Here is an 11,877-nt window from a genome sequence, read left to right as displayed (position 1 = left end):
CGCTTCCCTGGGCCTTACAGCTTCTCGAACTGGCGGAAATCGAGCTGGCGATGGAACCAGTAAGTGTAGCCCTTGATGTTCTTCTGCATGCCGACGTCGAGCATCTGCTGGTACAGCGGAATGCGCGGTACTTCATCCATCGACATCTTGATGAAGCTGGTCACCAGGGTCTTGTACTTGGTTGGATCGCTTTCAAACCGCGAGGCGTCGATCAGCGAGTCCATGTCCTTGTTCTGGTAGGCCATGGTGTTGAACACGGCATTCTGGCCGTGATAACCCCAGAAGAAGTAATAGTCGGGGAAGTTGAGCCAGCCGCCGAAGCTGGCGATATGGATCGGGCGGTTCTTCTGCAACATGGCATTGCGGAAGTTGGCGCTCGGGATCTTCTCGATGGTTGCCTTGATGCCGATCTTGGCCAGGCTTTCCTGCAGCAGCACGGCGGTCGGCTCATCGGCCGTTGCCTCGCCCAGGTCGAAGGAGATCGTGGTCTCGAAGCCATCGGGATAGCCGGCCTCGGCCAGCAGCTTCTTCGCCTTGTCGAGATCGACATTATACGGGAAGGGCTGCGGCCAGACGGCGTCCTTCGGTGTGGCCGAGGCCGCGCCGTACATCATGTTGCCGCGGCCGTAGATGGCGGATTTGGAAATCTGTTCGAAGGGCACGGCATAGGCCACGGCCTGGCGCACCTTCACATTGTCAAAGGGCTTGGCAGTGGTGATCATGCCGATGTATTTCAGCGAATTTTCGACCGGCACGCCGACGACGATGTATTTGCCCGAGCCCTTCTCGGCAAAGATCTCGGAGGCATCCTTCTGCGGCATGTCGAGTGAGATATCGGCATCGCCGCGTTCCATCAGCGCACGGCGGTTACCGGCCGAGGGCACGTCCCGGATGATCACGCGTTTCATCTTGGGCAGCGGACCGCTTTTCCAGTCGTCGAAGCGGGTGAACGTGATCTCCTGGCCAGGCGTCCACTTTTCCAGCTTGTAGGCACCGCCACCGGCATCGTTGGTCTTCATCCAGTCCATCGCCCACGGATCCTTCTCCGTGGCATTCTTCTTGGCCAGCTCCGAGTTGTAGATCGCCGGCACCACCACCGCCATGTCGGGCAATGACAGCTTGTCCTTCTTCGGCAGGTCGACGCGGAAGGTGTAATCGTCCACCACCACGAACTGCTCAGGCTTGGTCAGGCTGCCGGCCGCCATCTGGAAGGTGGGGAAGCCGCCGACGCTCACCGCGCGGTCGTAAGACCATTTGGCATCCTTCGCCGTCACCGGCGTGCCGTCATGGAATTTCGCATCCTTGCGCAGCTTGAAGGTCACCGAGGTGCCATCGGGCGCCACCGTATAGCTCTCGGCCAGCTCGGGTTCGATCTTGCTGTAGTCGTAGGACAGCGTGCCGTCAGGCAACGTCTTGCGGCCGAAGGTGACCAGGCGATCGTACATGTTCCAGGCCGCGACATAGGAACGGCCGCTGGTGCCGACGCCATGAATGTCGAGATTGTTCATGCCGGCCTCGACCACCACCAGCAGCGTCTCCTGACGCGATTGCGCGGCGGCGGGTGTGGATGCTGTGCCGAGCGCCAGCGATGCGGCGACGAACAGAGCTGATGTGGCGAAAAGGAATACGCGACGTTGCATGGCAGGACCCCCGTTGCTGCAATTTGCTTTGCATACAATCTGCAACCGGCGTGCCATGGCGGTCGGGCGCGAGCCCGGCTCTGGTAATCGCCTGATCCGTTTCAGGGAATCCGATTGGCCAGGCGAATGCTCAAATTTACACCGTAGGATTTGGCCGCAGAATATGCATATAAATTATGCATATGCTTTTGAGAGTCGGCTAATTTTACGACACAGAGTTTTAAAAATATAAGTGTTTGTATGTATTTAATTGAATTTACTGACGGTATGCAGATTGCATACATGATCGTTGAGACGACCGTTTTGCCGAGGGAAACCATCGATGTCTGCCTCTGACGCCACTCTCCTGGGGACCCTGACTTTGACCGGCCTGCGGCAGGATTATCAGGCCGGCAGACGCCGGCCGGGCAGTGTGATCGCGGCAATCTACGATGCCATCGCAGCGCGCGGTGAAGACGGAGTCTGGATATCGCTCAATCCACGCGACGCCGCCTTGCAGCGCGCCGCAGAGCTGGAACGTGCAGGGCCGCAACCGGACCAACCGCTATGGGGCGTGCCCTTTGCGGTAAAGGACAATATCGATGTCGCCGGCCTGACCACCACGGCGGCCTGTCCGGCGTTTGCCTATGCGGCGACGCAGACCGCCTCTGCCGTGCAACGGCTACTGGATGCGGGCGCGATCCTGATCGGCAAGACCAATCTGGATCAGTTCGCAACCGGCTTGGTCGGTGTGCGCAGCCCCTATGGTGTGGCGCGCAATCCCTTCAATACCGAATACATTCCTGGTGGATCGAGTTCGGGCTCCGCCGTCGCGGTCAGTTCTGGTCTGGTCAGCTTCGCGCTGGGCACGGATACGGCCGGATCCGGCCGCGTGCCGGCCGGCTTCAATAATATCGTGGGGCTGAAGCCCAGCATTGGTCTGATCAGCGGTGCCGGCATGGTGCCGGCCTGCCGCTCCATCGACTGCATATCTGTTTTTGCATTGTCGGTATCGGACAGCATGGCAGTCTTGGATGTTACCGCAGCGCCGGATTCTGCCGATAGCTATAGCCGCGCGGCGCCCGCCGGCTGGCGCGCCATCACGCCAGCTAAACCGGAACGCTTCCGTTTCGGCGTGCCGCGCCGCGACCAGCTCAGCTTCTTCGGCAACACGGATGCCGCAGCCCTGTTTGATGCAGCATTGGAGCGATTGCAAAGCCTGGGTGGCATCGCGGTTGAGATCGACTATGCGCCCTTCGCGAAGGCCGCGAGCTTCCTGTATCAGCCGGCCGGCACGGCAGAGCGCACGGCGGCGGTCGGTGCCTTCCTGGATGAACAGGCCGATGCCATGCATCCGGTGACGCGCGCGGTGATCGAGCGCGGCCGCGAGGCGACGGCCGTCGACGTGCACCGGATGAACTACCAGCTGCAGGCATTGCGGCAGGAGACCGCACCGGTGTGGAAGTCGATCGACTGCATGGTGGTTCCGACGAGCGGCACGATCTACCGGATCGACGAGGTGCTTGCCGACCCGGTGACGCTGAACAGCAATCTCGGAACCTATACCAATTTCGTGAACTATCTCGACCTTGCGGCTCTGGCGGTTCCGAACGGCTTCCAGTCAAACGGCCTGCCGGCCGGCATCACCCTGATCGGTCCATCTTTCCATGAGAGCGAACTGGCGGCTATCGGTCATGCCTTCCATGTCGCATCAGACGTGACGCTTGGCGCAACGCCATTCCCGCTGGAAGACATCACGCCGGCCAAGGCGAGTTATCCGCATTTCCAGGTGGTCATTCTAGGTGCGCACCTCTCCGGTGAACCGCTGAACCATCAACTGACCGGCCTGGGCGGCCAACTGGTCGGGGTCTGCCGGACGGCGGCCGATTACCGCTTCTATGCACTGAACGGCACACCGCAGCGCCCCGGTCTTGTGCGCGTGGAGACGGGTGCAGGCGCCGAGATCGAAGGCGAGATATGGTCTCTGCCGACACCCGCCTTCGGCGCTTTCATGGCCGGAATCCATGCACCGCTGGGCATCGCCGATGTCCGCCTGAATGACGGTCGGCTGCTGAAGGGCTTTATCTGTGAAGCGGCCGGCGCCAGTGGCGCGCCCGAGATCACGAGCTATGGGGGATGGCGAGCCTATCGTCAGGCAGCGCGGCCTTGATGGTGTCGCGCTGTTTGTCCTGATCGGTGTCGGGCGTGCGGTGACCCTCGACCAGGATGACGGATGCGGTAGTGACCTGCGCCACATGGCCCCGCATGGCTTGCTCCGCCGCCTGGCTGTCGCCACGCAAAATCGCTTCGACCACGGCGTCATGCTCGGCATGTGAGTTGCTGAGACGGCCAACCACGCGGAACTGCGACTGCCGGAACGGCATCAGGCGGCGGCGCACAGAGCGCGCCGTTTCCTCCAGGAAGCTGTTCTTGCTGGCGCGATAGATGAAGTCGTGGAATTCGTTATTGAAACGCGCGTAGGATTCGCGGTCGCCCGCCTGCACCAATTGCTGCCCCTGGTTATGAAGGGTTTCCAGGGCGCGACGCTCGGTGCCCGTCATGCGCTGGGCGGCAAGACGGGCGCAGGTCGCCTCGATCTCGGCCATGACTTCGAACATCTCTTCCATGCGGTGGCGGTCCGGCAGGGCGACGACGACGCCACGATGAGGGCGCTGTTCCACCAGGCCCATGGCGGCCAAGGCCTTGAACGCCTCGCGTACGGGGGTGCGCGACATGCTGTAGCGCTTGGCGAGTTCGATCTCATCCAGGCGCGCGCCCGGCGGCAGCACGCCTGTCACGATCTGGTCGGCCAGTTGCTCGCGCAGACGTTCAGCCAGGGTCGGTTGGCCTGCCATGATCCGGTATTCTCGTCTCCTGCATCTCGGTTCGAAGACTATAGCCGTTCAAATGAACAGGGCGATAGGCCTGGCGCCTGTCGGCAAGGGGTAAGAGCCGGGAGCCGATCGTCACGTTCATGGCATGTGAAGTGAAAGCGAGCCGATGTTGTTCATGGCGGCTTCGTGCCGGCTATCCCTCGGCGGGTCATCAGGATTGGCGTATCCGCCGGGCCTCGGCCCGGGCTGTGCGCTGTCTTCCCACGGCTGTCTTGCCGATGGGATCGCCCGGGCCACGGAGTTGGCCTGCCTGCAGTCTGGACGGGCGGCGCGGGATATAAGGGGAATCGCGGTTTTTAGGCGATTTGCCTTCTTCTCCGCCGGTCTCAAATTGGTTCGTCCTCGACCGTAGGCGTGGCAGACCGTATTTTCCCTATACGGAGCAGGACGGTCGCCAGATCGGGAAGCGGCCGGGGTATAGTCGGGGGATGAGATTCAATATGAAAAAGGCGTTTGTCTGGGCCGGCCTTGTGCTTGTGGCCGGCGGTATCGGTGTCGGGGTATTCGGCGCTCAGATCAAGGCAAAGCTGTCGCCGGGCGCGACGGCCTCGGCCAATGCGGCGGCGGCCCCGAATGCCACGCCGGTCGCGATCCAGTCAGTGATCATCGGCGCGGTACGCCAGCAGCTCGATGCGGTGGGCAGCCTGCGTTCGAACGAGTCTGTCATCCTGCGGCCCGAAATTTCCGGTCGCGTCACCGACATCCTGTTCGATGAGGGCCAGCCGGTAAAGCGTGGCGCGCCGCTGGTGCGGCTGGATGCCGCCGTTGCGCGCGCCCAAGTGGCGCAGGCCAGGTCCAGCATCGTGCTTAGCCGCGCCAATTTCAGCCGCGCCAAGGAACTCTACGACAAGGGCGCCGGCACCCAGCGTGCCCATGACGAGGCGGTCGCCAAGCTCGCCAATGACGAGGCCATGCTGGCGCTGGCCCAGGCCACGCTCGACAAGAGCACCATCCTCGCGCCGTTCGACGGCATCGCCGGCCTGCGCTCGATCAGTGTCGGCGACTATGTCAATCCCGGCCAGGCCATGGTGAATATCGAAAGCGTCGAGCAGCTCAAGGTCGATTTCCGCATCCCGGAAATTCATGCTGCGCTGATCGCCGTCGACCAGCCGGTGCGTGTGCGTCTGGATGCCATCCCGAATGCCGCATTCGACGGCAAGGTCTATGCCGTCGATCCGGCCTTCGATCCCAGCGGCCGCGCGGCCATCCTGCGCGCCAGCCTGCCCAATCCGAACAAACAGCTGCGACCGGGCATGTTCGCCCGTGTCACCCTGATCGTCGAGGATCGTCAGAATGCAATCCTGGTGCCGGAAACCGCGCTGATGCCGGCCGGTCGCGACGTCTTCGTCTTCAAGGTCGTCGATGGCAAGGCCCGGCAGACCAAGGTCCGTACTGGCCTGCGCCGTAGCGGTGAGGTCGAGATTATCGAAGGCCTGACGCCCGAGGACCGGATTGTCTCCGAGGGCGCGCAGAAGCTGCGCGACGGCCAGGCGGTACGCGCCTCCGAGATGAAGGGCTCGTAACGTCATGAGGATTTCCGATCTCTGCATCGAACGTCCCGTCTTCGCCACGGTGCTCAGCCTTGTGGTGGTGCTGGTCGGCCTGGTCGCCTTCACGCGCCTGACCGTGCGCGAATATCCCAATATCGATCCGCCGGTGGTGCTGGTGGAGACAATCTATCGCGGCGCAAGCGCCGAGGTCATCGAAAGCCAGGTGACCCGCATACTGGAGGAGTCGATTGCCGGTATCGAAGGCATCGATTTCGTCCGTTCGATCACTCGTCCGGAGCGTAGCCTGGTGGTGGTGCGCTTCAAGCTTTCGCGCGATGCGGAATCGACCGCAAACGACGTGCGCGACCGGGTCAGCCGTGTGCGCGGCAAGCTGCCGACCGAGATCGATGAGCCGATCGTCTCCAAGGTCGAGGCCGATGCCCAGCCGGTGCTCTATATCGCTTTCTCGTCCGACCGGCATTCGCCGCTGGAGTTGACCGATTTCGCGGACCGTTATGTGAAGGATCGCCTGCAGTCGGTGACCGGTGTATCGGAGGCTCGCATCTTCGGCGAGCGCCGCTATGCCATGCGCATCTGGCTCGACGCCGCACGTCTCGCCGCCTACAGCCTGACACCGCAGGATGTGGAAAATGCCCTGCGCCGCCAGAATGTCGAAGTGCCGGCCGGTCGCATCGAAAGCCGCAACATGGAATTCACCGTGCTGTCGGAAACCGATCTGCGCAGCTCGGAGCAGTTCGGCGCCATCATCGTCCGCGAGGTGAATGGCTATCCGGTGCGTATCAGCGATATCGGTCGTGTCGAACTGGGTCCGCTGGACGAACGCGTCAGTGTCCGATTCAACGGCAAGCCGGCTGTCTCGATTGGCATCGTCAAGCAGGCGGTGGCCAATCCACTGGATATTTCCGAAGGCGTGCGCGACGCGCTGCCCAGCATCCTGGAAAACCTGCCAGAGGGTATGCGGGCCGAGATCGCCTATGATACCTCGCTGTTCATCCGGGCCTCGATCAACTCAGTTTACCATACCATTGGTGAGGCGGTGATCCTGGTTGTCGCCGTGGTCTTCTTCTTCCTGCGCAACTTCCGCGCCACGTTGATTCCGGTGGTCACCATTCCTGCCTCGCTGCTCGGTGCCTTCGCCATCATGCACGCGATGGGCTTCACGGTGAACACGCTGACCCTGCTGGCCATGGTTCTGGCCATCGGCCTGGTGGTCGACGATGCCATCGTGGTCCTGGAAAACATCTACCGTCATATCGAAGAGGGCATGGAGCCGTTGGCGGCCGCTTTCAAGGGCGCCAAAGAAATCGGTTTCGCCGTGGTGGCGATGACATTAACGCTGGCGGCCGTCTATGCGCCGATCGGTTTCATGAGCGGCACGACGGGCCGCCTGTTCACCGAGTTCGCCTGGGCGTTGGCCGGAGCGGTGCTCGTCTCGGGCTTCGTCGCGCTGACGCTCAGCCCGATGATGTGTGGCCGCCTGCTCAAGCATGAGGCCAAGCACGGCTACCTGTTCAACCTGGTTGAACGCGGCCTCAACAGCATGACGGAAGGCTATACCCGTTTGCTGCGTACGTCGCTGCAGGCGCGCCTTGTGGTAATCCTGATCGGCGTCGTTTTCGCCGGCAGCAGCTACTTCCTTTTCCGCGGCCTGAAGCCTGAACTGTCGCCGGTCGAAGATCGCGGTACGGTGATCGGCAGCTTCAACGGCCCTGAAGGCGCGACCATCAATTATATGGAGCAGTATGCCCGCCAAGTGGAATCCATCATGGAGAAGGTGCCGGAAGCAGAGGCGCGCTTTGTCGTCTCGGGCAATCCCATCGTGTCGCAGGGCGTGTCCTTCACCCGCCTGAAGCACTGGGACGACCGCGACCGCAAGCAGCAGACCATCACCGCTGAACTCACGCCGAAGTTCAACGAACTCGCCGGCGTGCAAGGCTTCGTCAACAATCCGCCCTCGCTGGGCCAGAACCTGCGCTCGCCGCCGGTCTGGATCGTGCTGGAAAGCAGCATGGAATATGACGAGCTGAACCGGCTGGTAGGTCTTGTGATGCTGGAGGCAGCGAAATACCCGGCGCTGACCAATATCGATACGCGCCTGAAGCTGAACAAGCCCGAGATCAAGGTGGCGGTGAATCGCGACAAGGTTGCTGATCTCGGCGTCGAGGTGGACACCATCGGCCGCACGCTGGAAACCATGCTGGGCGGCCGGCAGGTCACGCGCTTCAAGCAGAATGGCAAGCAGTATGACGTGATCGTGCAGGTTGCCGATGTCGAGCGCACCAATCCGGAAGACCTGTCCAAGATATACGTGCGCGGCGGTGGCGGCCAGATGACCCAGCTGTCCAACCTGGTGGACGTGCGGGAATCGCTCACTGCGCGCGAGTTGACCCGTATGAGCCAGTTGCGCGCCGCCGATGTCACCGCCAATGTGGCGCCAGGCTATTCTGAAGGCGAGGCGCTGGCACAGCTGGAGGAAGCTGCTCGCAAGGTGCTGCCGGGCAGCGTGCAGATCGACTACAACGGCGGCTCGCGCGAATACAAGCAGGCGGCCGGCGACATCTTCCTGACCTTCATCCTGGCGCTGCTGTTCATTTACCTGGTGCTGGCGGCGCAGTTCGAGAGTTTCATCGACCCCTTCATCATCATGCTCACTGTGCCGCTCTCGATGACCGGCGCGCTGCTGGCGCTGAAATACGGCGGCGGCACCATGAACATCTACAGTCAGGTCGGACTGGTGACGCTGGTGGGCCTGATCACCAAGAACGGCATCCTGATCGTGGAATTCGCCAACCAGCTGCAGGAGCAGGGCCGCAGCCGGCTGGAAGCCGTGATCGAGGCCGCGTCGCTGCGCCTACGCCCAATCCTGATGACCACGGCTGCGATGGTGCTGGGTGCGGTGCCGCTGGCCTTCGCCGAGGGTGCCGGCGCCGAAAGCCGCAACCAGATCGGCCTGGTGATCGTGGGCGGGCTGCTGCTCGGGACGCTGCTGACCCTCTTCGTCGTGCCGACCGCCTACACGCTGCTGGCGCGCGAACGGAAGGCGGCAGGCGCGGGCGCTGCGACAGAGCCGCATCCGGCCGAATAAGCCGCTCGTTTTACTTAGGTTTCTGGCGAAAATTAACCTTCTAGCTACCGCTTTCGGCGATGCTGGCCGGGAAGAAGTACGGAACGGCATCATGCGCGTCGTTTTTGCGGCAAATATCCTTCCCCAGGACCTGGCAACCCAAAGGGGCGTGCTGGCGAGCACGCGCTATCGCGCCCTGATTCCCGCCGAGGCGCTGCGCGACGACGGCGTGCAGGTCGAGGTCATTTCCTTTATCGACCTTTTCCGTCCTGAATTTGACTGCAATCTCGATCTGCTGGTTGTGCATCAGCCTAAGACCGAAATCACGCAGCTTTTGCCGATCATTTCGGTCTTACTCGACAATTTGGACCACGTGCGCGAGCGTGGCGGCACTGTCGCGGTGGATGTGTCCGACTTCAAGTTCACACCGGAATTTGCGCAGAATGCGGCCAGGGAGATCGGCGCTGAGGCGGCAGTGAACTACCGCATGATCCTCGATGCAATCTTCGCCCATAGCAGCGCGGTGACCACACCGACCGAAAGTCTTGCCGATCTGATGCGCACCGCGCTCGGCGGCAAACTGCCAGTCTTCGTCATCGACGATGTCGTTGAGGTCGAACGGCGGCCAGCTCGCTTTGCGCCGGGCGCGGAACTGAATCTTCTGTGGTTTGGCCGGATGGCGGCACACCGGGCCGCCATAAAGCTTTTCCTCGACCAGGACTTGCCGCGGATCGATGCCATTCATCCCACGCAGATGACCCTGCTCTGCGAACCGTTGCCCAATGCCTTGGACGGACATCTGCCCTGGCCCGGCCGGACGGAGAGGCTGCTTAAAGTGAAAGCGTGGTCGGTGTCGGCCCTGCAGGCGGCATTAGAAGACTGCGATCTTGTAGTTTTGCCATTTAACGTCGATTCCCTTCTATCTCTTGGCAAAAGCAATAACCGGGCCCTGCAGTCCCTGTATGCGGGCCGCGCCGTGGTGGCGCACCCGATCGACAGTTACCTGCCGCTGGGCGACTATATAGGCCTGGATCGCGACCTGCCGGCCGCGGTGGCTGCGGCGCTGGCCGATCCGGCAGCCATGACGGCGAAGCTGGAGCGCGGTCAGTCTTATGTTGCGGAGCATTACAGCCCGGCGGCTGTCGGGCGGCGTTGGCGCGAACTGGTATCCCGACTGGTGGCGACGGACAGTCCTTAATCGTACAATCGGGCCCGTGGTTATACTGCCGGATCGGAAATACGATTCGGCGAGAAGGAACAAGCTGACGATGCGAATTATCGCGACCGACCTGCCGGATGTGTTCATCATTGAAATGCGCGCCTTTGGCGATGCACGCGGCTTCATCAAGGAGTTGTGGAATGCCCCGCGCTATCTGAACAACGGTCTTGGCGTGCCTTCGGTGCAGACGAATTTCTCGCGCTCGGGCAAGGGTGTGCTGCGCGGCCTGCATTACCAGGAGCCGCATGCCCAGGGCAAACTGGTGACCGCGCTGGCCGGCGAGGTTTTCGACGTGGCCGTCGACATCCGCAAGGGTTCCCCTACTTTCGGCAAATGGACCGGCACAATCCTGTCGGGCGACAATCATCGGCAGCTCTGGATTCCGCCGGGTTTTGCCCATGGTTTCTCGGTTTTGAGCGACAGCGCCGATTTCCTGTATCAGTGCACCGCGCCCTACGACCCGAACTGCGAGCATTCGATCCGCTGGGATGATCCGGCGATTGGCATCGACTGGGGCATTTCCAATCCCGTCATTGCACCGAAGGACCTGGCCGCGCCGCTGCTGCGCGACGCCAAGGTGCTACCGCCGTATTTCCCGCTGCCGCCGCTGATCACGTCGCAGAATGGCGCCGGTGCCTGATACGATGCCGTTGCGGATCGCGGTCATCGGCCAGAGCGGGCAATTGGCTCGCGCCATGGCCGATGCGGCTGCCGGGCGGAGCGATATTGCCGTGACCTGCCTCGGGCGGCCGCAAGTCGATCTTGCCGCGCCCGATGGAATTGCTCCCGCTCTTGCTGCCATCAAACCGACACTTGTCGTCAATACCGCAGCCTATACCGCAGTCGACAAGGCCGAGATCGAGGCAGACGCAGCCTTCGCGGTCAACCGCGACGGCGCCGCTGCTGTGGCGCGGGCCTGTGCGATTCATGGGCTGCCGCTGATCCATGTCTCCACCGATTATGTCTTCGATGGCACCGCTACCGTGCCCTATCGCGAAACGGACGCCTGCAATCCGCAGGGCATCTATGGCCGTTCCAAGCTGGAGGGTGAGCAGATGGTGCTGGCGCAGTTGCCGGATGCGATCATCCTGCGGACTGCCTGGGTGCACAGCCCATATGGCACCAACTTCGTGCGCACGATGTTGCGGTTGGCGGAAGAACGCGACGAACTGCGCGTCGTGTCCGACCAGCGGGGATCGCCGACTTATGCTCCCGATCTGGCAGGCGCACTGCTGGTCATGGCGCAGCGCCGGATCACGGCGGCAACGCCGGCCATGAAAGGCGTGTTTCATCTGGCTGGTAGCGGCCAGGCTAGCTGGTGGGAGGTCGCCCGGGCGATCATGACGGAAGCGGCGACTTTGGGGCGCCGCGCTGTTCCTGTTCAGCAGATTACAACGGCCGAGTATCCCACGCCGGCGCGGCGGCCGGCCTGGTCGGTGCTGGATACCACGAAGGTCGCCGCCGTGTTCGGCGTGACATTGCCACCATGGCAGGATGGCCTGCGACGTGGGGTTGCCACCCTCTTGGGCGGTGTGCGATGAGTCATCGGGATACGGCTGCGGGCCGGGAG

8 protein-coding genes are annotated in these 11,877 nt (G+C 62.3%); 6 read left to right on the top strand and 2 right to left on the bottom strand.

Annotated elements, in window-relative coordinates; translation table 11 throughout:
* Positions 1 to 14: 14 nt before the first annotated feature.
* A complete protein-coding gene (locus tag AC1RRT_RS04045) occupies positions 15 to 1,640 on the bottom strand; it encodes an ABC transporter substrate-binding protein (protein WP_493012431.1) in 1,626 nt (541 codons plus the stop codon).
* Positions 1,641 to 1,962: 322 nt separating this feature from the next.
* On the opposite strand from AC1RRT_RS04045, the gene atzF reads away from it, so the two are divergent.
* On the top strand, positions 1,963 to 3,789 hold the full coding sequence (gene atzF / locus AC1RRT_RS04040; RefSeq protein ID WP_493012430.1) for an allophanate hydrolase: 1,827 nt from the start codon (positions 1,963 to 1,965) through the stop codon (positions 3,787 to 3,789).
* Here atzF and AC1RRT_RS04035 read toward each other — a convergent pair.
* Entirely contained in the window at positions 3,740 to 4,474 is a 735-nt protein-coding gene (locus AC1RRT_RS04035; RefSeq protein WP_493012429.1) for a GntR family transcriptional regulator, read from the bottom strand. The genes atzF and AC1RRT_RS04035 overlap by 50 nt on opposite strands.
* A gap of 479 nt (positions 4,475 to 4,953) precedes the next feature.
* Here AC1RRT_RS04035 and AC1RRT_RS04030 point away from each other — a divergent pair, with 479 nt between their 5' ends.
* The 5 genes from AC1RRT_RS04030 to rfbD all read left to right on the top strand — a co-directional run bounded on the left by AC1RRT_RS04030 (position 4,954) and on the right by rfbD (position 11,848).
* Positions 4,954 to 6,036 carry an efflux RND transporter periplasmic adaptor subunit gene (locus AC1RRT_RS04030; protein WP_493012428.1) on the top strand — a complete coding sequence of 361 codons (1,083 nt, stop codon included), beginning with the start codon at positions 4,954 to 4,956 and terminating at the stop codon, positions 6,034 to 6,036.
* A 4-nt stretch (positions 6,037 to 6,040) separates the two neighbouring features.
* A complete protein-coding gene (locus AC1RRT_RS04025) occupies positions 6,041 to 9,109 on the top strand; it encodes an efflux RND transporter permease subunit (RefSeq protein ID WP_493012427.1) in 3,069 nt (1,022 codons plus the stop codon).
* Between the two features lie 91 nt (positions 9,110 to 9,200).
* Positions 9,201 to 10,286 carry a hypothetical protein gene (locus AC1RRT_RS04020; protein ID WP_493012426.1) on the top strand — a complete coding sequence of 362 codons (1,086 nt, stop codon included), beginning with the start codon at positions 9,201 to 9,203 and terminating at the stop codon, positions 10,284 to 10,286.
* A 70-nt stretch (positions 10,287 to 10,356) separates the two neighbouring features.
* Entirely contained in the window at positions 10,357 to 10,947 is a 591-nt protein-coding gene (rfbC, locus tag AC1RRT_RS04015) for a dTDP-4-dehydrorhamnose 3,5-epimerase (protein ID WP_493012425.1), read from the top strand.
* On the top strand, positions 10,940 to 11,848 hold the full coding sequence (gene rfbD, locus AC1RRT_RS04010) for a dTDP-4-dehydrorhamnose reductase (RefSeq protein ID WP_493012424.1): 909 nt from the start codon (positions 10,940 to 10,942) through the stop codon (positions 11,846 to 11,848). The genes rfbC and rfbD overlap by 8 nt, the downstream gene beginning before the upstream one ends.
* The last annotated feature ends 29 nt before the right edge of the window (positions 11,849 to 11,877 follow it).

This window comes from Ferrovibrio sp. GW821-FHT12B10 (genome assembly GCF_058807515.1).
Note: the sequence above shows the minus strand (reverse complement) of the source record. Positions and strands in the feature narration are given on the sequence as shown.

What these genes read in the sequence shown, in the direction of transcription:
- AC1RRT_RS04045 (WP_493012431.1), bottom strand. Translation starts at nt 1,640, where the DNA reads ATGCAACGTCGCGTATTCCTTTTCGCCACATCAGCTCTGTTCGTCGCC.
- atzF (WP_493012430.1), top strand. Translation starts at nt 1,963, where the DNA reads ATGTCTGCCTCTGACGCCACTCTCCTGGGGACCCTGACTTTGACCGGC.
- AC1RRT_RS04035 (WP_493012429.1), bottom strand. Translation starts at nt 4,474, where the DNA reads ATGGCAGGCCAACCGACCCTGGCTGAACGTCTGCGCGAGCAACTGGCC.
- AC1RRT_RS04030 (WP_493012428.1), top strand. Translation starts at nt 4,954, where the DNA reads ATGAAAAAGGCGTTTGTCTGGGCCGGCCTTGTGCTTGTGGCCGGCGGT.
- AC1RRT_RS04025 (WP_493012427.1), top strand. Translation starts at nt 6,041, where the DNA reads ATGAGGATTTCCGATCTCTGCATCGAACGTCCCGTCTTCGCCACGGTG.
- AC1RRT_RS04020 (WP_493012426.1), top strand. Translation starts at nt 9,201, where the DNA reads ATGCGCGTCGTTTTTGCGGCAAATATCCTTCCCCAGGACCTGGCAACC.
- rfbC (WP_493012425.1), top strand. Translation starts at nt 10,357, where the DNA reads ATGCGAATTATCGCGACCGACCTGCCGGATGTGTTCATCATTGAAATG.